Here is a 23,727-nt window from a genome sequence, read left to right on the forward strand (position 1 = left end):
CACGGCAAGACCGGGGTTGGGCGTCCTGCCCAACCCGCCCGAGGCATGCCTCGGGCCCATGGCGCCAACGGTCCTGCAAGCCCACACCGCCCCGCCCCCGACCGTTTCCCGTGAAGGTGGGCAAGAGCATGGGTTTACTGACGAACTGATGGAAAAAAAAAAGGACGCGGCTTTCGCCGCGTCCTTTTTGTTTGTTTGCTTGTGAGCAAGCGCAGCGCGCGACCCGCTTCTGCTCTTCTTTTCTTTCTTCCGTGGCGGGCGGCCGCAGGAAACTGTCGAAGGCAGGGTGGGTAGGCCGTGCAGGGGCGTGAGCCGCATGGATGCGGCGACCGAGCTTACATGGACGTACTTGCAGCGTCCCCTGCACGGCCTACCCACCCTGCCAAACGCATGACCCGCTCTTCGCGACCCAGCCCCCCGCCACGAGGGGCTCAGCCGTTGGCTGGAATCACAGTTCCGAGCGAATGCGCTCGCGCAGCGCTTCCAGATCCTTGGCAAACGCATCGATACCGGTCGCCAGCTTCTCGGTCGCCATCGGATCGGCGGCCAGGTCTGCCGCGAACTTCGCCGCGTCGATCGGCGTCACCTGCACCGCTTCAGCGGCACCGGCCACCAGCTTGCGCGGCAGCGCGCCGTGGTCGGCGTCGAGCTTCTCCAGCAGGTCCGGCGAAATGGTCAGGCGGTCGCAGCCGGCCAACGCTTCGATCTGCGCGGTCGAACGGAACGAGGCGCCCATCACCACGGTCGGCGAACCGCGGCGCTTGAATTCGGCATACACCCCACGCACGAACACCACGCCCGGGTCCTCGTCGATGTTCGCCGGGGTCTGGCCGTTGGCCACGTACCAGTCCAGGATGCGGCCGACGAACGGCGAGATCAGGAACGCACCGGCTTCGCTGCAGGCCAGCGCCTGGGTGGGGTTGAAGATCAGGGTCAGGTTGCAGTCGATGCCTTCGGCCTGCAGCACGCGCGCGGCTTCCACGCCTTCCCAGGTCGCAGCGATCTTGATCAGGATCTTCTCGCGCGGCACGCCGGCATCGGCGTACATCTGGATGAACTGGCGGGCCTTGGCCACGGTCGCGGCGGTGTCGTGGGCCTGGTCGGCATCCACTTCGGTGGAGACGCGGCCCGGTACCAGCGTGCTCAGCAGCGCACCGACGCCGATGGTCAGGCGGTCGGCCACGGCGTGCACCACGGCCTCGCGGTCGCCGCCCTGCTGGCGGCCCCAGGCCAGTTCGCGTTCGATCAGTTCCGCATAGACCGGCAGGTCCAGCGCCTTCTTCACCAGGGTTGGATTGGTGGTGCAGTCCACCGGCTGCAGGCGCTTGATCGCCTCGTAGTCACCGGTATCGGCAACGACCACGGACAGTTCGCGCAGCTGGGACAATTTGGACGGGGTACTCATTACGGCTCCTGGTGCGGGGATTGCAGGGAAACTGATCGCGCGCGGTTCGCAGCGCAGGTCAGGGGCGGTCGTTGTGGACCGCGCTCACGCGCAGCCGCAGCTTGCGGCCGCCCGGGGCGGTCCAGTCGATGCTCTGGCCAACGGCCAGGCCAAGCAGGGCGCTGCCGACGGGCGCGAGCACGGACACCTTGCCTTCATCGACATTGGCTTCGCGGGGGAAGACCAGGGTCAGGACATGCTTTTCGCCTGACACTTCATCTTCGCACTCCACGCGCGAATGCATCATGACGATGCCTTCGGGAATCTGGTCTGCCGGCAACACGGTTGCGCGGTTGAGCTCGTCGGCAAGCGCGCGCGCGGCCGGCGTCTGGCTGTGCGCCGGGGATTCGAGCATGGCGTCCAGGCGGTCCATGTCGAGGGTGGAAACAGTGATCGACGGCGGCAGGCCGCTGGCGGTGTTCATGGTGACGCTCCTTGGTTGAAAGCCATGCAAAAGGCGGCACCTGCTGGCGCCGCCTGACTGTATTGTGGGGACAAATGCGGCCGGAATCGACTCCCGCCGGTTTCGATGCCCGGCTGCGGTGTCTCAGCCGTTCAGCACGGGCGTGGGCGGGGTGGCAGCATCGCCGCTTGGCGGGGCCAGCGCCTCCAGCGTGAACAGCGCATCGGGCAGGCGCTTGAACTGCTCGGCCAGCTCCATCAGGAACTCGTTCATCGCCGAGCTGCGGCGCCAGATCATGGCGATGCGACGGCTGGGACGGCCCTCGCCGACGAAGTCGAGCAGGCGGATGTTGTTCGAGCGCGGCACCGGCGGCTGTACCGACAGGCTGGGCAGCAGGGTGATGCCCACGTCGGCGGCGACCATCTGTCGCAGCGTTTCCAGGCTGGTAGCGCGGAATTCGGATTTTTCGTTGGCGCCGAACAGGCGACAGACTTCCAGCGCCTGGTCACGCAGGCAGTGGCCGTCTTCCAGCAGCAGCAGCTTCTGCGTGGCCAGTTCCTGTACGTCCAGATGCTCGCGCGTGGCCAGCGGGTGGCGGCCGGATACGGCCAGCAGGAACGGTTCCTCGAACAGGAATTCGGCATGCAGCTGGTCGTCGATCACCGGCAGGGCCAACAGTGCGGCGTCGAGCCTGCCTTCGCGCAGGCGCTCCAGCAGCACATCGCTCTTTTCCTCCACCAGCAGCAGTTCCAGCTCGGGGAAGCGCGTGCGGATGCGCGGAATCACGTGCGGCAACAGGTAGGGGCCCAGGGTGGGGAAGATCCCCAGGCGCACCGTGCCAGCTTCGGGATCGCGGCTGCGTCGCGCCGCTTCCTTCAGCTGTTCCACTTCGGCCACGATCACCCGTGCCCGCGCGGCCGCTTCGTGGCCGGCGGGGGTCAGCATGACCTTGCGCGGTGCGCGTTCCACCAGCGGCAGGCCCAGTTCCTCTTCCAGCTTGCGGATCTGGGTCGACAGCGTGGGCTGGCTGACGAAGCAGGAGGCGGCGGCCCGGCCGAAGTGCTTGTGATCGGCCAGGGCCACCAGGTATTTCAGGTCACGCAGGTTCATCCTCAGACCTCTCGGGGTACTGCACCGGCAGGGCGCGCCCTGCCGGCTGATGGTGCTCCCGATGGCCTGGGAACATTGGATCAGGCTGCTTCGGCCACCGCACCGCTGCTCTTGGGAACCGAGGAGCGGATCAGGTGGTCGAAAGCGCTCAGTGCGGCGGTCGAACCGGCGCCCATCGCAATGATGATCTGCTTGTAGGGTACCGTCGTGCAATCGCCCGCGGCGAACACGCCCGGCAGATTGGTCTGCCCGCGGTCATCGATGACGATCTCGCCACGCGGCGAAAGGGCCACGGTGTCCTTCAGCCATTCGGTGTTCGGCAGCAGGCCGATCTGCACGAAGATGCCTTCCAGTTCGACGCGATGGGAGTCGCCGCCAACACGGTCCTTGTAGACCAGGCCGGTGACGCGGCTGCCGTCGCCCAGCACTTCGGTGGTCTGCGCGCTGGTCAGCACGGTGACATTGGCCAGGCTGCGCAGCTTCTTCTGCAGTACTTCGTCGGCACGCAGGCTGGAATCGAACTCCAGCAGGGTCACATGCGACACGATGCCGGCCAGATCGATGGCCGCTTCAACGCCGGAATTGCCGCCGCCGATCACTGCAACGCGCTTGCCCTTGAACAGCGGGCCGTCGCAGTGCGGGCAGTACGCCACGCCCTTGTTGCGGTACTGGTCTTCGCCGGGCACGTTCATCTGCCGCCAGCGCGCGCCGGTGGACAGGATCACCGACCGCGACTTCAACACCGCACCGTTTTCCAGCTGCACCTGCACCAGGCCGTCTTCGCCGGCGGGCACCAGCGCACTGGCGCGCTGCAGGTCCATGATGTCGACTTCGTACTCGCGCACGTGCTGTTCCAGCGCCGTGGCCAGCTTCGGGCCCTCGGTCTCCTTCACCGAAATGAAGTTCTCGATCGCCATGGTGTCCAGCACCTGGCCACCGAAACGCTCGGCGGCGATGCCGGTACGGATGCCCTTGCGCGCGGCATAGATCGCCGCAGCGGCGCCGGCCGGGCCACCACCGACCACCAGCACGTCGAAGGCGTCCTTGGCGGCGATCTTCTCGGCATCGCGCTTGCTGGCGTTGGTGTCCAGCTTGGCCACGATCTGCTCCAGGGTCATGCGGCCCTGGTCGAACACCGCGCCGTTGAGGTAGACGGTCGGCACCGACATGATCTCGCGCTGCTCGACTTCCTCCTGGAACAGCGCGCCGTCGATGGCCACGTGCTGGATGCGCGGGTTGAGCACCGCGGCCAGGTTCAGTGCCTGCACCACGTCCGGGCAGTTCTGGCAGGACAGCGAGAAATAGGTTTCAAACCGGTAGTCGCCTTCCAGGTTCTGCACCTGCTCGATCAGTTCGGCAGTGGCCTTGGACGGATGCCCGCCGACCTGCAGCAGGGCCAGCACCAGCGAGGTGAACTCGTGGCCCATCGGCAGGCCGGCGAAGGTCAGGTGGATGTCCTGGCCCGGCGTGCCCAGGTCGAAGGACGGTACGCGGCCCTGGCCGTCGCGCAGCACCTGCAGCGAGATCTTGTCCGACAGGCTTTCCAGGGTCTGCAGCAGTTCCAGCATCTCCTGCGACTTGGCACCGTCGTCGGCATGCGCGGTGATCTGGATCGGGCGGGTCACGCGCTCCAGATAGGTCTTCAGCTGCGACTGCAGGTTGGCGTCCAACATGGTCTTCTCCTGGCTTCAGGCAAAACGGGGGCGTGGCACCGCTGTAGAAGGTAGCGGACCAGCGAGGGGGTAGGGGTGAACCCAAGAGGGCAGCGCGGACCTGTGGAAGGGGCGATGCGGGCGCGGCCGTCTTGGGTTCACCCCCACGCCGGCGATGTGGCCGGCACGGGGATGGGCGCGCCGCAGCGTGGGGCTGCGGCAGGCCGGTGCTGCTTCAGATCTTGCCGACCAGGTCCAGCGACGGGGTCAGGGTCTTCTCGCCTTCCTTCCACTTGGCCGGGCAGACCTGGTTCGGGTTGGCGGCGGTGAACTGGGCAGCCTTCAGCTTGCGCAGGGTCTCGGAGACGTCACGGGCGATCTCGTTGGAGTGGATCTCCAGGGTCTTGATCACGCCTTCCGGGTTGATGATGAAGGTGCCGCGCAGGGCCAGGCCTTCTTCTTCAATGTGCACGCCGAAAGCGCGGGTCAGCTGGTGGGTCGGGTCGCCGACCAGCGGGAACTGGGCCTTGCCCACGGCCGGCGAGGTTTCGTGCCAGACCTTGTGCGAGAAGTGGGTGTCGGTGGTGACGATGTAGACCTCGGCGCCGGCCTTCTTGAATTCGGCGTAATGGTCAGCGGCGTCTTCGATCTCGGTCGGGCAGTTGAAGGTGAAGGCTGCCGGCATGAAGATCAGGACCGACCACTGGCCCTTCAGGGTGCTGTCGGAAACCTTGATGAACTCGCCATTCAGGTAAGCGTTGGCTTCGAACGGCTGGATCTGGGTGTTGATCAGGGACATCGTTTTTCCTCTGGGTGAAGGGGAGTGGGTGAATCGACAGGACCTAGGTTACTGGTTCCATTTCGATAAGGACAATGCATTGATTACATCTATTTGATAGATACAGTCTATTGATGTGCGCTGAGCCGGCAATGAATCAGGCCACCTGCATCCTGCAACCCGCTGTATGACAAGGGAAATCGTCAGCGGCTGCGGAAACCGGTCGATAGGTCTCTCATATCCCACCGCAGCGGATCCCGCCCCAGCGAACCTGAACGGTATCCAGACTCTACAATTGCGGGCCCACCCGCTGCGCCAGTGCCTGCCATGCCCGCCGATTCCGAACCGTCCCTGCGCCAGGTCGTGGCCGACGCCAGCGGCCGCCTGGGGGGCGTAGAGGCCCGTCATGAAGCAGAGCTGCTGCTGCTGCATGTACTGCAGCGACCGCGCAGCTGGTTGTTCGCGCACGCCACCGATCCACTGCCGGCCACCGAGCAGGCCGCGTTCGAGGCCCTGCTGGGCCGGCGCCTCGCGGGCGAGCCGGTGGCCTACCTGACCGGTCGCCGTGGTTTCTGGACCCTCGATCTGGACGTCGACCCCGCCACCCTGATTCCGCGTCCGGAAACCGAACTGCTGGTGGAACTGGCGCTGGAGCGCCTGCCGCCGGACCGTGCACTGCGGTTGGCCGATCTTGGCACCGGCAGCGGCGCGATTGCCTTGGCCCTGGCCAGCGAACGACCGCAGGCGCAGGTGCTGGCCACCGACGCCAGTTCCGCTGCGCTGGCGGTGGCGGCCCGCAACGCCGCGCGCCACGAGCTGGGCAACGTGCGTTTTGCTGAAGGTGGTCACGACTGGTACGCGCCGCTGCACGGTGAACGCTTCGACCTGATCGCCAGCAATCCTCCCTATATCGCCAGCGACGACCCGCACCTGGAGCAGGGCGATCTGCGCTTCGAGCCGGCCACGGCGCTGGCCTCGGGCGTTGATGGTCTGGATGACATCCGTCGCATCATCGTCGGCGGCGGCGACCACCTGCAGCCCGGCGGCTGGCTGCTGATCGAGCACGGCTGGGACCAGGGCGATGCCATCGGCGCGCTGTTCGAGCAGGCCGGCTACATCGACGTGCAGACCGTGCAGGACCTGGAGCAGCGCGACCGGGTCACCCTGGGCCGGCGACCGGCCTAGAATGGGGGTTCTCCTGCCAAGGGCAGGGCACCACCACGGAGCTGCAAGCATGCGTACGCTGTACCCCGCCATCACCCCTTACGACGTCGGCACCCTGAAGGTCGACGACCGCCACACGCTGTACTTCGAACAGTGCGGCAACCCGGACGGCAAGCCGGTGGTGATGCTGCATGGTGGGCCCGGCGGCGGCTGCAGCGACAAGATGCGCCAGTTCCACGACCCGGCCAGGTACCGCATCATCCTGTTCGACCAGCGCGGTGCCGGTCGTTCCACCCCGCACGCCGATCTGGTGGACAACACCACCTGGGACCTGGTGGCCGACATCGAGAAGCTGCGCGAGCACCTGAAGGTCGATCGCTGGCAGGTGTTCGGTGGCAGCTGGGGTTCGACCCTGGCGCTGGCCTATGCGCAGACCCATCCGCAGCGCGTGACCGAACTGGTGCTGCGCGGCATCTTCATGCTGCGCCGCTGGGAGCTGGAATGGTTCTACCAGGAAGGCGCCAACCGCCTGTTCCCGGATGCGTGGGAGCACTACCTCAAGCCGATTCCGGCGGTGGAACGCCACGACCTGATTTCCGCCTTCCATCGCCGCCTGACCAGCGAAGACGAAGCAACGCGCCTGGACGCGGCCAAGGCCTGGGCGGTGTGGGAGGGCGCGACCAGCTTCCTGCACGTGGACGACGACTTCATCAACAGCCATGAAGACCCGCACTTCGCGCTGGCGTTTGCCCGCATCGAGAACCACTACTTCGTCAACGGCGGTTTCTTCGAGGTGGAAGACCAGCTGCTGCGCGACGCGCACCGCATCGTCGACATCCCGGGCGTGATCGTGCACGGCCGCTACGACGTGGTCTGCCCGCTGGCCAATGCCTGGGACCTGACCAAGGTGTGGCCGAAGGCGAAGCTGGAGATCACCCCGGCCTCGGGGCATTCGGCGTTCGAAGCCGAGAACGTCGACGCGCTGGTGCGTGCCACCGATAGTTTCGCCTGATCGGTAGTGCCGGCCGCTGGCCGGCAATGCCCTGCCGGTAGCGCCGGGCCATGCCCGGCGGCATTTGCGTTGGAAACGCTCATCCACGCATGGCGTGGATCTACCACGGCCCGGTAGCGCCGGGCCATGCCCGGCGGCATTTGCTTTGGAAACGCTCATCCACGCGCGGCGTGGATCTACTACGGCCCGGTAGCGCCGGGCCATGCCCGGCGGCATTTGCGTTGGAAACGCTCATCCACGCGTGGCGTGGATCTACCAATCCCCGGCCAACAACGCTTCGGCCAGCACCTGCAGTTTCGGTGAGTGCTGGCGCGACGGCGGGTAGATCAACGACAGCGCGCGGCTGCGGCCTTCAAACGGCTGCAGCACGCGCTGCAGGCGGCCATCGGCCAACGCGTCGGCCACCGCGAAATCCATCACCTGCACGATGCCGATGCCCGCAATCGCTGCCTCCACCAACGGGTCGCCGCAGTCGAACACCATCCGCGTCGGCGGCGTGACCTCGCGCAGCTGCCCGTCCTGCAGGAACTGCCAGTCCACCAGCCGGCCGCTGCGCAGGTTGCGCACCGCCAGACAGGCATGGTTCTGCAAGGCCGCCACATCGGCCGGCTCACCCTGCGCGGCCAGGTAGGCCGGGCTGGCCACGGTCACCCAGCGCAGGGGCTTCAACGGCCGCGCCACCATGCGCTGGTCGGCGATGGTGCCGGTGCGCAGGGCGGCGTCGAAGCCTTCCTCCACCAGATCCACCAGGCGGTCGCTGAGCACCGCTTCCACCTGCAGCTGCGGATGCTGCTGCAGCAACGGTCCCAGCAACGGCACCAGCACCTTGCGCCCGAACATCGACGGAGCGCTGATCTTCAACGTACCCGAGGGCGTACAGGGGCGGTCGGCCAGCAGCCGCTCGGCGTCTTCCATCCCGCACAGCAACGGTCCCACCTGCTCGACGAACTGCTGGCCATCGGGGGTCAGCGCGACATTGCGCGTATTCCGCTGCAGCAGCTTTACCCCCAGCGAGGCTTCCAGCCGGCCGATCGCGCGTGACAGCCCGGACTGGCTCAGGCCGAGCTGGCCTGCGGCGACGGTGAAGCTGCGCGCCTCAGCCACCTGCACCAGCATGCGCACCGCGTTGAGGTCCATCGAGGATCCATTCATGCGGAAAATCATGACAGAAATCACGCTGAGGGGGTTTATTGATTCAGCTGCATCAATGAGACTGCCGTCCCCCCTCCGAACCGGGCGCCGCATGCCTCCCCTGAAATACCCGCGCTGGGCGCTGACCCTGCTGGCCACCGCGCAGCTGATCATCGCGCTGGACGCCACCATCATCTTCGTCGCCCTGCACGACATGGGCCGCGCGCTGCAGATCAATGCGCAGCAGCTGCAGTGGGTGGTCAGCGCCTATACGGTGGCCTTTGGCGGCAGCCTGCTGCTGGGCGGGCGTGCGGCCGATCTGCTGGGCCGCCGCCGCTTCTACCGGCTGGGCATGCTGCTGTTCGCGCTGGCCTCGCTGCTGGGTGCGCTGGCGCCCAATGCCACGCTGCTGATCGTGGCACGTGCGGCGCAGGGCATCGGTGCGGCGCTGCTGTTTCCGGCCACCCTGGCCCTGATCAATACGCTGTATGCAGAAGGCCCGGTGCGCAACCGCGCGCTGGCAATCTGGAGCATGGCCAGTGCGGCGGGCCTCGCATTGGGGACGCTGCTGGGCGGCGTGCTGACCCAGGCGTTCGGCTGGCCGGCGGTGCTGGCGGTGATCGTGCCGTTGGCCGCCGCCTGTGCAGTTGCTGCGGGCGCGTGGCTGCCGGCCGATGGCCCGCGCGTGCGCGGCCGTTCCTTCGACCTGGCCGGTTGCCTCACCGTCACCGCCGGCGGCAGCCTGCTGGTCACCACCCTGGTGCAGGGGCCGGAATGGGGCTGGACCGCGCCGGCCACGCTCATCTGCCTGTTGCTGTCAGCCGTGCTGCTGACGGTGTTCGTGCAGATTGAAAAGCGCAGCCGCGACCCGCTGATGCAGTTCGCGCTGCTGCGCCTGCCCGGCCTGCGTGCAGCACTCGGCCTGACCTTCGCGTTCATGAGCAGCTATGGCGTGCAGTACTACTTCCTGGCGCTGTACTTCCAGGATGGCTATGGCTGGAGCCCGCTGCAGGCCGGCATGGCCTTCCTGCTGCCGACGCTGGTGTGCACCTTCGGCATCCGCATTGCCGAGCGCATGCTGCAGCGCCGTTCGCCGCGGCAGGTGCTGGCCTGGGGCTTCGCTGCCGGTGCCCTCGGCATCACCGCAGTGGCGCTGGCGATGCCGCACGGCGCCAGCTACTGGCCGCTGCTGCCGGGCATCGTGGTGCTCAGCGTGGGCCAGGGCATGAGCTGGACGGCGATGTGGATCGTGGCCGGGCAGGGCGTGCCGGGGCCGCAGCAGGGTGTGGCGTCCGGCATGGCCGCCACCGCACAGCAGATCGGCGGCGCGTTGGGACTGGCAGTGCTGGTGATGGTGGCCAACGCCGCACGCGGCACGCAGGCGGCAACCAGTCCTGATGCCCTGCAGGGCATGGTCAATGCACAGTACGGTGCCGCGCTGTTCGCCGCGCTCGGCGTGGTCATCGCGCTGGGCCTGCGTCCGGCACGGGTAGACTGCAGCTCTCCCGACGCGCTGCCCAACGACGCATGATTGCACTGCTTGATCTTCGCCAGACGCTGGACGCGTTTGCCGCCTGCAATGACGACCACGACGTATGGGCGTCGTTCGGCTGGGTGCATGCCAGCGAGGGCGATCTGCTGACAGCGCGTTTCTGGTTGCCGGCAGATGAAGACGCCGCGTTCGATGATGACGGTGAGGTGCCCGAGGCCGTGCAGGCGCTGGGCCTGTCGGCCTGCCTGGAACCGGCTACGTTCGCTGACGTACTGGATGTGCAGAAGCGCCAGCGTCCGTTGTCTTCCCTGCAGGAGTACGCCGAAGCGCTGGCGTACTACGCCGAGTACGACGCCTTCCTGCAGGTGGACGGTGTCGATGAAGCGCTGGGCGAGGCGGGTGCCGCCGAGCAGGACGCTGCGCGCGCAGCCGGTGTCGGGCCGGGCATCTTCGCCGCGTTCGAGTTGACGCTGGCGGCGTGTGCGGGCGAACAGATCAAGGGAGCGGCACAGCGCGTGGCACAGCTGCTCGACATTCCGGTGGGCGAAGCGCTGGCACGCTGTCGCGCGCTGCCGGTGGTGCTGGGGGAAGCGCTGGATCGGCGTCGCGCGCAGGCGATCAAGGACGATGTTGAAGCGATCGGCGTCCGCCTGCAGGTGCGCGGATTCAAACCGTTCCCGTGGATGGATGCTCCCGTGCTGCGTTGACGAAAATCATCCACGCATGGGGTGGATCTACTGGGAACCGGCTTCGTTCGATTTTCGCCGAATGCGGATGTCCGTCAGCGCTGCAGCAGATCCACGCCATGCGTGGATGGGGGGCATCCGAACGCCAACAACTGCGGCTGCAAGGCGCTGAAAATACGCGCCAGCCGCTCCGCCCACGCCTGCTGCCCGGCGGCATCGGCGATCAGGTCCTGGCGGATTTCCAGTTCCACATGCACCAGTCCGCGACCTTCGCCATGCACCGGCACCGCGTAGTCGCTGCTGCTGTTGACCGAATACGGTTCGTTGTCGCCCACCACCAGGTCGCCTTCATCGCGCAGTGCCTGCAGCAAGGCGTGGGCAAAACGCGTGTCCTGGTGGTACAGCACGCCGGCGTGCCAGGGGCGCTGCATGCCGTTCATCACCGGGGTGAAGCTGTGCATCATCACCAGCAGCGTCGGCCGTCCCGCATCGCGGCGCGCATCCAGTTCGGCATCAATGCGCGCGTGGTAGGGCGCGTGGATCGCATCGATGCGCTGCTGCCGCTGTGCGGACGACAGCCCGGCATTGCCCGGCACCACGGTATGGTCGCTGACCTCGGGGATCAGCGTCGGCGAAACCAGCGGCCGGTTGCAGTCGATCAGCAGCCGCGAATAGGTCTGCTCGATCGCCCACGCATCCAGCCGCTCGGCCAATGCACGGGTGGTGCCGCCGATGCCGATGTCCCAGCCGATATGCCGGTCCAGTTCGGCCTGCGGCAGTCCAAGGTCGGCAAGTGCACGCGGCACCCGTTGGCCGGCATGGTCGGCCAGCAGCAGGAACGGCGAGGCGCCCTGCGCGCGGTGCACGCTGAAGATCGCCGGATCGTCGGCGCCCAGCAGTGCGGGCAGCCCGTGCAGGCCGGCGTCAGCCACGGGGCCGGCCGTCCAGATGGTGCTCGATCATCCACAGGCCGGCCCACAGCTTGGCATCGGCTTCATAGCCTTCGGCCATTTTCTGCACCAGCCAGGCGGCCGCCTGCGCGCGCGGCACTTCATGCACGGTGATGTCCTCGCTCTCGTCGCCGCCGCCTTCGCCGATGCGACGCAGGCCGGTGGCACGCACGAAGGCGATCTTCTCGCTGCTGGCACCGGAGGAGGTGGGGCCGATCATCAGCACTTCGGCGTGCTCGGCGGTCCAGCCGGTTTCCTCTTCCAGCTCGCGTACAGCGGAAACTTCGATGGACTCGCCCGCATCGATGTCGCCGACCAGCCCGGCCGGCATTTCGATGGTCGACGCCTGCAGCGGCACGCGGAACTGCTCGACGAACAGCACCTTGTCCTCGGGAGTGACGGCAATGATGATCGCGGCCAGGCCGCCGGCGTGGGTGCGCTCGCTGTATTCCCAGCTGCCGCGCACGACCATGCGCTGGTACTTGCCTTCGTAGACGACACGCGGTGCTTCGGTGTTGCGCTGGCTCATGCGGGCTCGCTGGAAGTAGGGAAGGGGTCGGAAATGCCGGCGGCACTGAACAGCCGGCGGCGGGTCATGGGGCCGAAGCGCAGGGTCTGGCACAGGCCGCCGAGCAACTCTGGATCGGCCGCCTGGCGCGGCATGCCGGGCTGGCAACCTTCCAACGGTGCGTCCAGGGCGATGGTGGTCAGCTGGCGCCAGAGCTGGGCGTGCTCGCGCTGCTCGCGCAGGCGCACGGCCATCTGGGCCGCGCCGCGCAGGCGCAGGAACGGCACTTCGTCCAGGCGTTCGTACAGCACGTCCATGCTGCCGAAATGGGCCAGCAGCACGGCCGCCGACTTGGCGCCGACACCGCTGATGCCCGGAATGTTGTCGACCGCATCGCCGCATAGGGCCAGGTAATCGGCAATCTGGTGCGCGTGCACGCCGTGCCGGGCCTTGACCCCGGCCACGTCCCAGCGCTGGTTGCGTGCGTAATCCCATTGCTCGTCATGGTCGAGCAGCAGCTGCGACAGGTCCTTGTCGGCGGAAATGATCACGCCGCGATGGCTGCTGCGGTGGCCATGCAGGGCGCTGCCGATCAGGTCGTCGGCTTCGTAATCATGGTGCGCCAGTACCGCCAGGCCGAGCGCTGCGCACAACGCCTTGCAGTGCACGAACTGGCGCTTGAGCGCTTCCGGCGCCGGGTCCCGGTTGGCCTTGTAGGCCGGGTACAGGCGGTGACGGAAGCCACTGTCCAATGCCTCGTCGAAGGCGATGGCGATGTGCCGTGGGCGTTCGCGCTCCAGCAGGTCCAGCAGGAAACGGGCGAATCCATGCACGGCGTTGGTCGGCCAGCCCTGGCTGTCCTGGAATTCGTCCGGCAGCGAATGCCAGGCGCGGAACACGTAGATGCTGGCGTCGACCAGGTACAGCGGCGGCGGTATCGCCACGGGAAGCACGGCGCTCACTGGCCGGTCCAGTCCTGCAGCAGGGCCGCGGCATCGGGGCGCTCGCGCTCGGGCACTTCGGCCTTGGGCGTGCCGATGTGGATGAAGCCGGCAATGCCTTCGCCCTCGGCCAGCCCCAGATGGGCGTGCACGGCAGGATCGAAGGCCATCCATGCGGTCAGCCACTGCGCGCCGAAGCCCAGCGCCTGTGCCGCCTGCAACAGGGCAAAGCACACGCAGCCGGCGGTCATCAGCTGTTCCTGTGCCGGTACCTTCGGGTCCGGGCGGGGGCTGGCCACCACCACGATCACCAGCGGTGCATGGCTGAAGCGCTGGCGGTCCTTCTCGAACACGGCGTCGCCGGCATGCGGGTCGCGCTCACGGCTGCGCGCGGCCAGGAAGTCGCCCAGAGTGTGACGCGCATCGCCGGCGATCTTCAGGAAGCGGAACGGTACGCGCTTGCCGTGGTCGGGCACGCGGACCGCCGAGGTCAGCATCCGCTGCAGGGTGGCCGGGTCCGGTCCGGGCTCGCCCAGTTGCCGCGAGGGCACCGAGCGGCGGGCATCCAGGGCAAGCAGGGCGGCAGGGTCGGGCATGGAGTCTGAACCGGTCATCACGGGTCGCTGATTATAGTCGGGGAGGTAGATGACGCCGTTTGTGTCGCGTCAGACCCCTGAATAGCAAACTGTGATGAACATCATGCCACTGGCGGATCACGGAGCCCCGCTTCCCCTCGCCTCGCAGGCCCTGCACGGCTTACGATACGTAATATTGCCGGGCCGCCGTTCATGAGGTTTGAAGTGAGGACTGTTTCACTGTCCGCGATGGGCTGGGCGGCCTACCATCGAGGGACCGGTGCATGGGGTGTACCGGCCGTCGCGATGTCCATGATGTCTGTTGCACCAGAGAAGGTGGGGAGCCTTCCCGAATGATGAGCGCGCCCACTCCGATGGGATCGCCGGGCCGTGACCCGGCCCAGCTCCAGCTTGCCCGGGACATCGTCCTGCCGGCGTTGTGCCAGGCCTTTGGCGCGGCACTGGCCCGCTTCGACGATGCCCTGTTCGACCGTGCCGGCAATGCCGGCTCGTCGCAGTTGCTGTTCCTGGACGCGATGCGCGAGCTGCGTCGCCGCCGTGAAGAGATCGCCGGTGCTTTTGCCGCCCATCTCGGCCATGCCTGGGCCGGCCTGGCGGCGGGCGAGCCCGTCTCTGCCGAGCTGACCCTGGCCGGGCAGGCCCAGGACGGCCTCAGTCTGGTGCCGGAACATGTACTGGAATCGCGGTTGGCGGTGCGCAACTTCGCCACCGTGCTGCTGCGCGACTTCAAGCCGGTGCTGGCACGGCTCGACCGCCGCCTGGGCTGGCTGGGCGGCGGTATCGAACTGGATGCCGACCGCAACCCGATCAGCCCCGAGCACCTGGGCGTGGCCATCCACGAAGCCTTTGCTGGCTGCGAGCTGGCCCCGGAAGTCCACCTGGTGTTGATCAAGCTGTGCGAGCGCGACATGCGCGCGCCGGTGGGTCGCATCTACGAGAAGCTGGACGAGCACCTGGCTGCGGCCGGGGTGATGTCGCAGATGGGCGCCCCGCGGCGACCGCTGGCACCGGCTCCGGGCCCCGCCCAGCATGTGCCACATGGCCTGGATGATCTGGTCGAGCAACGCACGGCATCGGGCTTCGACAACGAATTCAATGACGACGAACAGGCCGCGCCGGCCTGGGCACAGCGGTTTGCCGCGCGCTGGTCCGAGCGTCGTGGCCACATGCAGCAGCATGCCGGTGGCGAAGAGAGCCCGTCCGGCGAAGCCTACTCCGGCCAGCAGGGCATGCTGCTGGAAGCGCTGCACGAGCTGTTGCAGCAGACCCGCCACGTGCGCGACGACGCAACCTCTGCGGCGCAGGTCGCGGTCGGCCAGCATCGCCCGTTGAGCCAGCGCGAAATGATGTCGGTGCTGTCGTTGCTGCAGGCCACGCCCAGCGCGACCCTGCGTGCGGCGATCGGCGAAGATGGCGAATCGTTGGCGCAGCGGCTGAAGAGCGAAGTGCTGTCCAGTGCCACCCGGCTGGGCGTCGACCCGGGCCAGACCCGGCTGGACGCGCAGGACGAGGATGCGATCGACCTTGTCGGCATGCTGTTCGACGTGATGCTCGATGAGCGCGAACTGGAAGGCCGCTCGCGTGAGCTGATCGGCCGCCTGGTGGTTCCGTTCGTGAAGGTGGCGATGCTGGACCGCCGCATGTTCGTGCAGAAGACCCATCCGGCGCGCAAGCTGCTCAACTCGCTGGCCGAAGCCTGCGAGGGCAACACCGGCGAAAGCCAGGCCGAACGGATGCTGATGGCCAAGGTGGAGGAGATCATCGAGCGGCTGGTCGCCGAGTTCAACGAAAACCTGGCGATCTTCCTGACCCTGGAAGAAGAATTCCGCGATTTCCTGGTACAGCACCGCCGTCGCGTGGAAATCGCCGAGCGTCGGGCCGCCGAGACCCAGCGCGGCCAGGAAAAGCTGGAAATGGCCCGCACCCGTGCCGGCGCCGAACTGGATCGCCGCATCGGCGATGCCACCCTGCCGCCGGCCATCGCCGAGTTCCTGCGCCAGCCCTGGCAGCACCACCTGACCCTGGCGCTGCTGCGCGAGGGCGAGGAGGGTGCCTCGGTGGCCGAGGCGCTGACCCTGGCTGATGGCCTGCTTGAGGAAGTGGCCGAGGCCCGCCGGCAGATCGTCGGCAAGCCGTGGCTGCAGGCCTGGCAGCCGATGCTGGCCAAGGTGTTTGCCAGCGTCGGCGTGCATGGTGACGCAGCCACCGCGGCCATCGATGCGCTGCACGACACATTGCAGGGCATCGCCGAATCGCGCCCCGAGCTGCAGCGCGCCCTGCCGGAGCTGCCGCAGGTGGTGCTGCCTGCACCGCCGGCCCCGGAAACGCCGGCGGTGGAACTGGGCAGCAGCTTCAATACCGACGATTTCGACAATGCCGATGCCGACCGCTTCCGCCGGATGGAGATCGGCAACTGGCTGGACTTCGTCGACAAGGATGGCAAGGTGCAGGCGGGCAAACTGTCCTGGATCAGCCCGATTTCCTCGCGCCTGCTGTTCGTCAACCGGCGTGGCGTGCGCTTCTGCGTGGCCTCACCCGAAGAACTGGCGGTGATGGTGCGGCTGGGTCGCCTGCGTCCCCACGTCGACGATGGCGCCTTCGACAGCGCCATGCAGGGCGTGCTCGACCGCCTCGACCCGGGTGGTGCGACGCTGCACTGAGCCACGTACGCCTGCTAGGATCGGACCCACTCACCGATCAGCGGGAATCTGCATGGCCGTGGCGTTGCTGGGGATCAAGGAGACCGCGCCGGGCGAACGACGCGTTGCGCTCACGCCGGAAACGGCGCGCAAGCTCGGTGCGCTGGGCATCACCGTGTGGTATCAGCCGGGTGCGGGCCAGGCCGCCGGTTTCACCGATGCCGCCTACGACGACGCAGGTGCCCGCGCCTTCGACGCCGCCCGTTGGGCCGAGATCGACATCCTGCTGTGCGTGCAGGCGCCACCGGCCGAGGTACTGGCCCAGCTCAAGCCGGGCGCCAGTGTGGTCGGCCTGCTGACCCCGGCGGCCGACCCTGCGTTGGCCGCATTGGCTTCGGATGACCGCCTGCACCTGTTCCCGCTGCAGCAGTTGCCGCGCACCACGCGCGCACAGGCGATGGACGTACTCAGTTCGCAGGCCGGCATGGCCGGCTACAAGGCGGCATTGATTGCTGCCGAACGCGCGCCGCGCTTCTTCCCGATGCTGACCACGGCGGCCGGTACCGTGCGTCCAGCCAAGGTGCTGGTGATCGGCGCCGGTGTCGCCGGCCTGCAGGCCATCGCCACCTCACGCCGCCTGGGTGCGCAGGTGGAGGGCTTCGACGTGCGCCCGGAAACCCGCGAACAGATCCAGTCGCTCGGTGCGCGCTTCCTCGACCTGGGGGTGAGCGCGGTCGGCGAGGGCGGTTATGCGCGGGCGCTGACCGATGAAGAGCGTGGTGAACAGCAGCGCCGTCTTGGCGATCACCTGCGCAGCGTGGACGTGGTGATCTGCACTGCCGCGGTGCCGGGACGTCAGGCGCCGACGATCGTCACCGCCGCGATGATCGAAGGCATGGCCGCCGGCAGCGTGATCGTCGATCTGGCCGCCGAGAGCGGTGGCAACTGCGCGCTGACCGAACCCGGCCACTGCATCGAGCACCAGGGCGTGATCATTGATGGCCCGCTGGGCCTGGCCAGCCGGGGCGCCACCCAGGCCAGCGAGATGTATGCGCGCAACCTGATGAACTTCGTCGCCCTGTTCGTGCGTGATGGCCAGCTGGGTTTCGACTGGGAAGACGAGCTGCTGGCGAAGACGCGCTGGCAGGCCTGAGTCGGTAGCGCCGGGCCATGCCCGGCGAGCGCAGCGGCATCCGGAGAATCCGCCGGGCATGGCCCGGCGCTACCCCTTCAGATGGCGGGCTACCGCGGCTTCGCCGGCGGCGGGTTGTCCCGCACCCATTCCCTGCGTTCGTCTGCGGTCATCTGCGACCAGCGCTCGCGCATGGCATCGCGCTGGGCCGGGCTGAGGTCACGCATCTGGCCGAACAACGCCCGGGCCTGCTCGCGCTGTTCCGGGCTCATGTGCTCGAAGCGGCGCAGGCCGCGGCGGGCCTTGTCGCGCTCTTCCGGGCTCATCGACTGCCAGCGCTGGCCGTGCGACAGCATGCGCTGGCGCTGCGCGGGATCGGCGCCGTTCCAGCGATCACGCAGCGGGGCCAGCAGCGCTTCGCGCTGGGCCGGGCTCAGCTGTTCCCAGTTGGGCAGCGGCGCGGCAGCAGGTGCCGGCCGCGCGGCAGGCGCCGGCGCGGTGGCCTGTGCCAGTGCCGATGCAGCGGGCAGCAGGGTCAGGACGATCAGCAAGGGCAGGGAGGGGTATCGCAGCATGGTTCACTCCATCGCCAGGTCGTTGTCGCCCAGCCACAGGTACAGATCGGGATTCTCGTCGTACAGCGCGCCATTGTCTTCTTCCGCAGCGACGATCGGCGTGCCGATCGGGCGCTGATGATCGCCCGGACCGACGAACTGGACGCCGATGCCCAGCGCGATCACCAGCGAACAGGCGCTGGCCAGCCACCAGCGCCAGCGACCGGCGTGCGCTGCACCGGCGTTGTGACGGGCACTGCGCAGGCGTGCCAGGGTGGCCGGCGACAGCGCCTGCAGCGACTGCGCGTGCAGGCTGCGCAGGGCGTCATCGGAAGGCAGGGGGCGGTTCACGGGTGCATCTCCAGTTGATTCTGCAGCGCCTGTCGGGCGCGCGCCAGATGGGTCTTTACCGCGCCTTCGCTGCAGCCCATGGCGCGGGCGGTGGTGGCCCCGTCCAAGTCCTGCAGCACGCGCAGGGTGAATGCCTCGCGCTGGCGGGCGGGCAGGTCGCGCAGTGCCTGCACCAGCTGCTGGTACTGCTGGCGCTGCTCATGCGCCTGCGCAGGGTCCGGTGCGGGGTCGGCCCAGTCGATCTCGCCGCCATCGGCATCCTGGTTGTCGCGCCAGAACGGCAGGCGGAAACGGCGGCGGCGCTGCAGGTCGATCACGCGCCGGCGCAGGATGCTCCAGAACAACGGCGCCCACTCGGCGGCCGGCTTGTCGGCGTAGTCCAGCATGCGCAGCAGCGCGTCCTGCACCGCATCCAGCGCGTCATCACGCTGGCGCAGGCCGGCCTCGGCGAAGCGGAAGGCGCGCGGCCCGACGCTGGCCAGGAACGCTTCCAGCGAGGCCGGAACGGCGTCGGCATCGGTGGTTGAGGGGACGGGGCTGCTCACCAGCACAGGGTACGGTTCCTCGGCAGGGGTCACCATCGACAACGCGTGAGCGCGGCCGTGGTTGACCGGGACGCGCGCAGGGTTCAGCCCATGGTTATGATGGGGCGACGAAGACAGAGCAGGAGCGTTGCCGGTGAGTGACGGGTTCGTGGCGCTGTACATCTTCATGCTGGCCGCCATTGCCGGCCACGTGATCATTTCCCGGGTCCCGGTGATCCTGCATACCCCGTTGATGTCGGGCTCCAACTTCATCCATGGCATCGTGCTGATCGGCGCGATGGTGGTGCTGGGGCACGCACAGACGCCGTTGGAGAAGGTGCTGGGGTTCCTTGCCGTGGTGCTCGGTGCCGGCAATGCCGCCGGCGGCTATGTGGTCACCGCGCGCATGCTGGAAATGTTCAAGCCGAGCGTGCGCAAGGCCGGCAACGATGAACCGAAGGAGCCGCAGGCTTGAACATCAGCACCGTCGAACTGCTCGATTGGCTGGTCAAGGCCAGCTACCTGGTTGCCGCCACCCTGTTCCTGCTCGGCCTGCAGCGCATGGCCTCGCCGATGACCGCAAGCAGCGGTATCCGCTGGGCGGGGCTGGGCATGCTGCTGGCCACGGTGGCGACCTTCTTCCTGCCCGAACTGCACAACGTGCCGCTGATCCTGGTGGCGCTGCTGCTGGGTGCCGGCCTGGCGTGGTGGTCGGCGGGCAAGGTCGCCGTCACCGACATGCCGCAGATGGTCGCGCTGTACAACGGCATGGGCGGTGGTTCAGCGGCGGCCATCGGTGCGGTGGAACTGCTGCGCTACGCCTTCCTGGCCAATCGTGATACCACCCACTGGAGTGCGCAGGCGCTGGCCGACCTGGCCGCGCGGCAGCCGTCCGGCACGGTGCTGGTGCTGGCGGTGGTGGGCGCGGCGATCGGTGCGGTGTCGCTGTCCGGCTCGGTGATCGCCTGGGCCAAACTCGATGGTCGCCTCGACAAGCGCGTGACCTGGCCGGGCCAGCAGGTGATGAACCTGCTGGTGGCGCTGGCCGTGGTGGTGCTGGGCATCATCGCCGCCAGCACGCTCAGCACCTGGGCGATCGTCGCCTTCTTCATGCTGGCACTGGCGCTGGGCGTGTTGATGACGTTGCCGATCGGTGGCGCCGACATGCCGGTGGTGATTTCGCTGTACAACGCGTTCACCGGCCTGGCGGTGTCGTTCGAAGGCTACGTGCTGGGCAACGAGGCGCTGATCATCGCCGGCATGATGGTCGGCGCAGCGGGCATCCTGCTGACCCGGTTGATGGCCAAGGCGATGAACCGGCCGATCCGCAACGTGCTGTTCTCCAACTTCGGTGGTGGCGCCGGTGGTGAGGCGCAGGCGATTTCCGGTTCGCAGAAGCCCATCGAAGCGGCCGACGTGGCGGCGATGATGGGCTTTGCCGAACGCGTGGTGATCGTGCCCGGCTATGGCATGGCCGTGGCCCAGGCCCAGCACAAGATCTGGGAGCTGGCGCAGCGGCTGATCACGCGCGGGGTGAAGGTCAAGTTCGCCATCCACCCGGTGGCCGGGCGCATGCCCGGGCACATGAACGTGCTGCTGGCCGAAGCGGGGGTGCCGTACGACCTGATCGCGGACATGGACGACATCAATCCCGAGTTCGCCACTACCGACGTGGTGCTGGTGATCGGCGCCAACGACGTGGTCAACCCGGTGGCGCGCACCGATCCGGCCAGTCCGATCTACGGCATGCCGGTACTGGACGTGGTCAATGCCCGTAACGTGGTGGTGATCAAGCGCGGCAAGGGCACCGGCTTTGCCGGTATCGAGAATGCGCTGTTCTATGCCGACAACACCCGCATGCTGTACGGCGATGGGGCCGAGGCAGCGGCGTCGCTGGTCAGCGAGCTGAAGGCGCTCGACGGCGGGCATTGATGCAGTACGGTAGCGCCGGGCCATGCCCGGCGGCTTTGCGTGCAGACCGCTGCGCTCGCCGGGCATGGCCCGGCGCTACCCGCGTCCGGCGCGCTCAGCGCGCCAGCCAGGCGCCTACGGCGACACCCACCGCCAGCCACAGCCATTCGACCACGCCATTGGCCAGGGTGATCAGCGTCCAGGCCAGGTGCGGGCCCATCCGCAGCGAGGCGTCCCAGGGGTTCAGGCCCATCGAGCCGCCCATCCAGGCACTGGCGATGGCCCAGTTCGAGATCGCGGCTACCAGCAGCGTGCCCAGCACGACCAGGGCGATGCGCAGCTTGCCGGGACCGAGTGTGCCCAGACGCAGCATGAATACCAGTTCCAGGGCGGTCAGTACCGCCATCCAGCCGACCGGACGGCCGGTGAACAGGGCGATCAGCATCCAGGCGAGGGGGGCGGTGGCCAGCGCCAGCAACAACATGAAGGGCCAGAGCCAGGTAACGGTCCTGGCGCGTGCGGCATTGGAGGACATCGAAGCTCCTGAAGGTCGCCCACAGGATACTGTGGTTTGCCGCAGTGCACCGGCGAGGGCGGGGCGCCTACGCTAGAATGACCGCTTGCGTGGCTTATGCCGCAGCCCCATATCGGTCCCCATGTATTCCCGTAGCAGCGAACCTGTCCACTTCGAACGCGATTGCGAGGCCGTGATGGTCCCGCAGGGCGACACCGTGACCCTGCCCGCCGGCAGCTATGGGTACATCACCCAGGCGCTGGGCGGCAGTTATTCGGTGTTCGTCGAGGGCAATCTGTTCCGGATCGCCGGCAAGGATGGCGATGCCATCGGCAAGGAAGCGCCGGCACCGCTGGAACTGCCCGACGATGCCAGCGACGAGCAGGTCGAACAGTTGGTCTGGCAGCAGCTGCGCACCTGTTTCGACCCCGAAATTCCGGTCAACATCGTCGAACTGGGTCTGGTCTACGAGGTGGAGATCAAGCACCTCGACGAGGGGCAGCGCGAGATCGACGTGAAGATGACCCTGACCGCGCCTGCGTGCGGCATGGGCGACATCCTGGTCGACGACGTGCGCAGCAAGCTTGAAATGATCCCGACGGTGGCCGAGGCCGACGTCGAGCTGGTCTTCGACCCGCCGTGGAACCAGCACATGATGTCCGAGGCCGCCCGGCTCGAAACCGGCATGCTTTGACCCACGGCCCGCAGTGACGCGGGCCCGGCATTACCCGCAACCAGAACAGGAAATCTCCGGTGTCCCAGTCCATTCCCAGCTTCGCCGTCACCCGTTCGGACCACCCGCGCAGCGCTGAAGAGCGCGCCCAGATCCTGGAAAAGCCGGGCTTCGGCCTGCACTTCACCGACCACATGGTGGAAGTGCGTTGGGACAAGGATGCCGGCTGGCACAACGCCAGCGTGCGCGCCTACGGTCCGTTGCAGCTGGACCCGGCCGCGGCCGTGCTGCACTACGGCCAGGAGATCTTTGAAGGCATCAAGGCCTACCGGCATGCCGATGGTTCGATCTGGACCTTCCGCCCCGATGCCAACGGCCGTCGCCTGCAGCGTTCGGCGCAGCGCCTGGCGCTGCCGGAACTGCCGGTGGAGATCTTCGTCGAATCGCTGAAGCAGCTGATCGCCGTCGACAGCGCCTGGGTGCCGTCGGCCGATGAGTCGAGCCTGTATTTCCGTCCGTTCATGATCGGCGATGAAGCGTTCCTTGGCGTGCGTGGCGCGCACAAGGCCGGCTACTACGTCATCGCCAGCCCGGCCGGCCCGTACTTCGCCAAGGGCGTCGCCCCGGTGTCGATCTGGCTGTCCACCGAGTACGCGCGTGCGGCCAAGGGCGGTACCGGTGCGGCCAAGTGCGGTGGCAACTACGCCGCGTCGCTGTTGCCGCAGCAGAAGGCGCAGGCGCAGGGCTGCTCGCAGGTGCTGTTCCTGGACCCGGTCGAGGGCAAGTACCTGGAAGAACTGGGCGGCATGAACGTGTTCCTGGTCTACAAGGACGGCACGCTGGTCACGCCGGAACTGTCCGGCAGCATCCTCGAGGGCATCACCCGCGAGAGCATCCTGCAGCTGGCCCGCGACCGCGGCATGAAGGTCGAAGAGCGCAAGGTCACCATCGATGAGTGGAAGCAGGGAGTGGCCTCCGGCGAGATCGCCGAAGTGTTCGCCTGCGGTACCGCTGCGGTGGTCACCCCGATCGGCCAGCTCAAGGGCGAAGGCTTCTCGGTGGGCGACATCAATGCGCCGGCCGGCGAAGTGACCATGTCGCTGCGCAAGGAACTGACCGACATCCAGTACGGTCGCCTGCCGGACCGCCACGGCTGGCTGGTCAAGCTGGGCTGATCGCCTGCGCGAACGCGTAGCACCGGGTCATGCCCGGTGACTTTTCGGAAAGCCCGTCCCCGCGACGGGCTTTCTGCGTTTCAGGCGTACGTCCGCCGGGCATGGCCCGGCGCTGCCAGGATCAACGGCTCCCCCCTGCGCGCAGCGATGCCCGGCGAATGTACCCGTACCACGGTAGCGCCGGGCCATGCCCGGCGGCTGTTCGCCGATGTCGGCAAAGACATCGAAAGACAGGACATTCCGCAGTCAGGTACGTGCAGCTGACGCGAAAGTTCCTTCACCTTCACAAACCCTCGACCCGGAAAGTCTCAGATCCAACATTTCATCTTGCTGAAAAGACGCTGAAAATCTTGTGGTGTCCGGTTTGAGCCACTAGCGTCATCAACA

General features: G+C 67.5%; 25 protein-coding genes. 11 read left to right on the forward strand and 14 right to left on the reverse strand.

From position 1 onward, the window contains the following. A partial coding sequence (locus ACUXVE_RS19185; protein WP_445514965.1) for a hypothetical protein occupies positions 1 to 205 on the forward strand: 205 nt, incomplete at its 5' end. Between the two features lie 243 nt (positions 206 to 448). On the opposite strand, the gene ACUXVE_RS19190 is transcribed toward ACUXVE_RS19185, so the two are convergent. The 5 genes from ACUXVE_RS19190 to ahpC form a co-directional block, all read right to left on the reverse strand. Beyond that, positions 449 to 1,405, reverse strand: a complete 957-nt coding sequence (locus tag ACUXVE_RS19190) for a transaldolase (RefSeq protein WP_222390639.1) — start codon at positions 1,403 to 1,405, stop codon at positions 449 to 451. A gap of 58 nt (positions 1,406 to 1,463) precedes the next feature. Further along, the gene (gene rnk, locus ACUXVE_RS19195) at positions 1,464 to 1,868 is read right to left on the reverse strand and encodes a nucleoside diphosphate kinase regulator (protein ID WP_093818959.1); all 405 of its coding nucleotides are present in this window, start codon (positions 1,866 to 1,868) and stop codon (positions 1,464 to 1,466) included. 123 nt (positions 1,869 to 1,991) lie between these two features. After that, positions 1,992 to 2,957: a LysR substrate-binding domain-containing protein gene (locus ACUXVE_RS19200; protein ID WP_025877947.1), complete on the reverse strand. Its 966-nt coding sequence runs from the start codon at positions 2,955 to 2,957 to the stop codon at positions 1,992 to 1,994. A gap of 80 nt (positions 2,958 to 3,037) precedes the next feature. Next, positions 3,038 to 4,630: an alkyl hydroperoxide reductase subunit F gene (gene ahpF / locus ACUXVE_RS19205; RefSeq protein ID WP_033830402.1), complete on the reverse strand. Its 1,593-nt coding sequence runs from the start codon at positions 4,628 to 4,630 to the stop codon at positions 3,038 to 3,040. A gap of 214 nt (positions 4,631 to 4,844) precedes the next feature. After that, entirely contained in the window at positions 4,845 to 5,408 is a 564-nt protein-coding gene (ahpC, locus tag ACUXVE_RS19210; RefSeq protein WP_025877950.1) for an alkyl hydroperoxide reductase subunit C, read from the reverse strand. A 306-nt stretch (positions 5,409 to 5,714) separates the two neighbouring features. On the opposite strand from ahpC, the gene prmC reads away from it, so the two are divergent. Both prmC and pip read left to right on the forward strand, forming a co-directional pair. Beyond that, the gene (gene prmC, locus ACUXVE_RS19215; RefSeq protein ID WP_445514966.1) at positions 5,715 to 6,572 is read left to right on the forward strand and encodes a peptide chain release factor N(5)-glutamine methyltransferase; all 858 of its coding nucleotides are present in this window, start codon (positions 5,715 to 5,717) and stop codon (positions 6,570 to 6,572) included. Positions 6,573 to 6,621: 49 nt separating this feature from the next. Continuing rightward, positions 6,622 to 7,563, forward strand: a complete 942-nt coding sequence (pip, locus tag ACUXVE_RS19220) for a prolyl aminopeptidase (RefSeq protein WP_445514967.1) — start codon at positions 6,622 to 6,624, stop codon at positions 7,561 to 7,563. A 252-nt stretch (positions 7,564 to 7,815) separates the two neighbouring features. Here pip and ACUXVE_RS19225 read toward each other — a convergent pair whose 3' ends face one another. Continuing rightward, positions 7,816 to 8,700 carry a LysR family transcriptional regulator gene (locus ACUXVE_RS19225; protein WP_032977486.1) on the reverse strand — a complete coding sequence of 295 codons (885 nt, stop codon included), beginning with the start codon at positions 8,698 to 8,700 and terminating at the stop codon, positions 7,816 to 7,818. Positions 8,701 to 8,806: 106 nt separating this feature from the next. Between ACUXVE_RS19225 and ACUXVE_RS19230 the strand changes: the two genes are divergently transcribed. Both ACUXVE_RS19230 and ACUXVE_RS19235 read left to right on the forward strand, forming a co-directional pair. After that, positions 8,807 to 10,225, forward strand: coding sequence for an MFS transporter (locus ACUXVE_RS19230; protein ID WP_445514968.1), 1,419 nt, complete (start codon positions 8,807 to 8,809; stop codon positions 10,223 to 10,225). Next, a complete protein-coding gene (locus ACUXVE_RS19235) occupies positions 10,222 to 10,893 on the forward strand; it encodes a DUF7716 domain-containing protein (protein ID WP_445514969.1) in 672 nt (223 codons plus the stop codon). The genes ACUXVE_RS19230 and ACUXVE_RS19235 overlap by 4 nt, the downstream gene beginning before the upstream one ends. Before the next feature lie 74 nt (positions 10,894 to 10,967). Here ACUXVE_RS19235 and ACUXVE_RS19240 read toward each other — a convergent pair whose 3' ends face one another. Genes ACUXVE_RS19240 through ACUXVE_RS19255 form a run of 4 tightly spaced genes read right to left on the reverse strand, consistent with a single transcriptional unit; the run spans position 10,968 to position 13,867 of the window. Then, complete coding sequence (locus ACUXVE_RS19240) at positions 10,968 to 11,804, reverse strand: N-formylglutamate amidohydrolase (protein WP_445514970.1); 837 nt, start codon at positions 11,802 to 11,804, stop codon at positions 10,968 to 10,970. Then, the gene (locus ACUXVE_RS19245; RefSeq protein WP_093818967.1) at positions 11,797 to 12,351 is read right to left on the reverse strand and encodes an NUDIX hydrolase; all 555 of its coding nucleotides are present in this window, start codon (positions 12,349 to 12,351) and stop codon (positions 11,797 to 11,799) included. Before ACUXVE_RS19245 ends, ACUXVE_RS19240 begins: the two co-directional genes overlap by 8 nt. After that, the gene (locus tag ACUXVE_RS19250) at positions 12,348 to 13,292 is read right to left on the reverse strand and encodes a 5'-3' exonuclease (RefSeq protein ID WP_258954322.1); all 945 of its coding nucleotides are present in this window, start codon (positions 13,290 to 13,292) and stop codon (positions 12,348 to 12,350) included. The genes ACUXVE_RS19245 and ACUXVE_RS19250 overlap by 4 nt, the downstream gene beginning before the upstream one ends. Beyond that, positions 13,289 to 13,867: a nitroreductase family protein gene (locus ACUXVE_RS19255; RefSeq protein ID WP_025877963.1), complete on the reverse strand. Its 579-nt coding sequence runs from the start codon at positions 13,865 to 13,867 to the stop codon at positions 13,289 to 13,291. Before ACUXVE_RS19255 ends, ACUXVE_RS19250 begins: the two co-directional genes overlap by 4 nt. A 332-nt stretch (positions 13,868 to 14,199) precedes the next feature. On the opposite strand from ACUXVE_RS19255, the gene ACUXVE_RS19260 reads away from it, so the two are divergent. Next, a complete protein-coding gene (locus tag ACUXVE_RS19260) occupies positions 14,200 to 16,527 on the forward strand; it encodes a DUF1631 domain-containing protein (RefSeq protein ID WP_445514971.1) in 2,328 nt (775 codons plus the stop codon). Between the two features lie 52 nt (positions 16,528 to 16,579). After that, on the forward strand, positions 16,580 to 17,659 hold the full coding sequence (locus tag ACUXVE_RS19265; RefSeq protein ID WP_445514972.1) for an NAD(P) transhydrogenase subunit alpha: 1,080 nt from the start codon (positions 16,580 to 16,582) through the stop codon (positions 17,657 to 17,659). Between the two features lie 89 nt (positions 17,660 to 17,748). Here ACUXVE_RS19265 and ACUXVE_RS19270 read toward each other — a convergent pair whose 3' ends face one another. From ACUXVE_RS19270 to ACUXVE_RS19280, 3 genes are read right to left on the reverse strand one after another with little or no spacing between them, the layout of a single operon-like run. Next, on the reverse strand, positions 17,749 to 18,213 hold the full coding sequence (locus ACUXVE_RS19270) for a DUF3106 domain-containing protein (RefSeq protein ID WP_222390628.1): 465 nt from the start codon (positions 18,211 to 18,213) through the stop codon (positions 17,749 to 17,751). Between the two features lie 3 nt (positions 18,214 to 18,216). Then, positions 18,217 to 18,543 (reverse strand): hypothetical protein, encoded by a 327-nt coding sequence (locus tag ACUXVE_RS19275; RefSeq protein WP_222390626.1) that lies wholly within the window; start codon positions 18,541 to 18,543, stop codon positions 18,217 to 18,219. Beyond that, the gene (locus ACUXVE_RS19280; protein WP_093818972.1) at positions 18,540 to 19,124 is read right to left on the reverse strand and encodes an RNA polymerase sigma factor; all 585 of its coding nucleotides are present in this window, start codon (positions 19,122 to 19,124) and stop codon (positions 18,540 to 18,542) included. Before ACUXVE_RS19280 ends, ACUXVE_RS19275 begins: the two co-directional genes overlap by 4 nt. Positions 19,125 to 19,221: 97 nt before the next feature. On the opposite strand from ACUXVE_RS19280, the gene ACUXVE_RS19285 reads away from it, so the two are divergent. Together ACUXVE_RS19285 and ACUXVE_RS19290 are read left to right on the forward strand one after the other, a co-directional pair. Further along, entirely contained in the window at positions 19,222 to 19,542 is a 321-nt protein-coding gene (locus ACUXVE_RS19285; protein ID WP_025877970.1) for an NAD(P) transhydrogenase subunit alpha, read from the forward strand. Then, complete coding sequence (locus tag ACUXVE_RS19290; RefSeq protein ID WP_445514973.1) at positions 19,539 to 20,999, forward strand: NAD(P)(+) transhydrogenase (Re/Si-specific) subunit beta; 1,461 nt, start codon at positions 19,539 to 19,541, stop codon at positions 20,997 to 20,999. Before ACUXVE_RS19285 ends, ACUXVE_RS19290 begins: the two co-directional genes overlap by 4 nt. Positions 21,000 to 21,093: 94 nt before the next feature. Here ACUXVE_RS19290 and ACUXVE_RS19295 read toward each other — a convergent pair whose 3' ends face one another. Continuing rightward, a complete protein-coding gene (locus ACUXVE_RS19295; RefSeq protein ID WP_025877973.1) occupies positions 21,094 to 21,513 on the reverse strand; it encodes a hypothetical protein in 420 nt (139 codons plus the stop codon). A gap of 121 nt (positions 21,514 to 21,634) precedes the next feature. On the opposite strand from ACUXVE_RS19295, the gene sufT reads away from it, so the two are divergent. Further along, positions 21,635 to 22,186, forward strand: coding sequence for a putative Fe-S cluster assembly protein SufT (gene sufT / locus ACUXVE_RS19300; RefSeq protein WP_025877975.1), 552 nt, complete (start codon positions 21,635 to 21,637; stop codon positions 22,184 to 22,186). Between the two features lie 59 nt (positions 22,187 to 22,245). Continuing rightward, a complete protein-coding gene (locus tag ACUXVE_RS19305) occupies positions 22,246 to 23,340 on the forward strand; it encodes a branched-chain amino acid aminotransferase (protein WP_222390622.1) in 1,095 nt (364 codons plus the stop codon). Positions 23,341 to 23,727: the final 387 nt, after the last annotated feature.

The sequence above is a fragment of the Stenotrophomonas sp. 3(2025) genome, from assembly GCF_052665395.1.

Bases quoted from the DNA above. Each gene is read 5' to 3' on its own strand.
- ACUXVE_RS19190 (WP_222390639.1), bottom strand. From the start codon at position 1,405: ATGAGTACCCCGTCCAAATTGTCCCAGCTGCGCGAACTGTCCGTGGTC.
- rnk (WP_093818959.1), bottom strand. From the start codon at position 1,868: ATGAACACCGCCAGCGGCCTGCCGCCGTCGATCACTGTTTCCACCCTC.
- ACUXVE_RS19200 (WP_025877947.1), bottom strand. From the start codon at position 2,957: ATGAACCTGCGTGACCTGAAATACCTGGTGGCCCTGGCCGATCACAAG.
- ahpF (WP_033830402.1), bottom strand. From the start codon at position 4,630: ATGTTGGACGCCAACCTGCAGTCGCAGCTGAAGACCTATCTGGAGCGC.
- ahpC (WP_025877950.1), bottom strand. From the start codon at position 5,408: ATGTCCCTGATCAACACCCAGATCCAGCCGTTCGAAGCCAACGCTTAC.
- prmC (WP_445514966.1), top strand. From the start codon at position 5,715: ATGCCCGCCGATTCCGAACCGTCCCTGCGCCAGGTCGTGGCCGACGCC.
- pip (WP_445514967.1), top strand. From the start codon at position 6,622: ATGCGTACGCTGTACCCCGCCATCACCCCTTACGACGTCGGCACCCTG.
- ACUXVE_RS19225 (WP_032977486.1), bottom strand. From the start codon at position 8,700: ATGGACCTCAACGCGGTGCGCATGCTGGTGCAGGTGGCTGAGGCGCGC.
- ACUXVE_RS19230 (WP_445514968.1), top strand. From the start codon at position 8,807: ATGCCTCCCCTGAAATACCCGCGCTGGGCGCTGACCCTGCTGGCCACC.
- ACUXVE_RS19235 (WP_445514969.1), top strand. From the start codon at position 10,222: ATGATTGCACTGCTTGATCTTCGCCAGACGCTGGACGCGTTTGCCGCC.
- ACUXVE_RS19245 (WP_093818967.1), bottom strand. From the start codon at position 12,351: ATGAGCCAGCGCAACACCGAAGCACCGCGTGTCGTCTACGAAGGCAAG.
- ACUXVE_RS19255 (WP_025877963.1), bottom strand. From the start codon at position 13,867: ATGCCCGACCCTGCCGCCCTGCTTGCCCTGGATGCCCGCCGCTCGGTG.
- ACUXVE_RS19260 (WP_445514971.1), top strand. From the start codon at position 14,200: ATGATGAGCGCGCCCACTCCGATGGGATCGCCGGGCCGTGACCCGGCC.
- ACUXVE_RS19265 (WP_445514972.1), top strand. From the start codon at position 16,580: ATGGCCGTGGCGTTGCTGGGGATCAAGGAGACCGCGCCGGGCGAACGA.
- ACUXVE_RS19270 (WP_222390628.1), bottom strand. From the start codon at position 18,213: ATGCTGCGATACCCCTCCCTGCCCTTGCTGATCGTCCTGACCCTGCTG.
- ACUXVE_RS19280 (WP_093818972.1), bottom strand. From the start codon at position 19,124: ATGGTGACCCCTGCCGAGGAACCGTACCCTGTGCTGGTGAGCAGCCCC.
- ACUXVE_RS19295 (WP_025877973.1), bottom strand. From the start codon at position 21,513: ATGTCCTCCAATGCCGCACGCGCCAGGACCGTTACCTGGCTCTGGCCC.
- sufT (WP_025877975.1), top strand. From the start codon at position 21,635: ATGTATTCCCGTAGCAGCGAACCTGTCCACTTCGAACGCGATTGCGAG.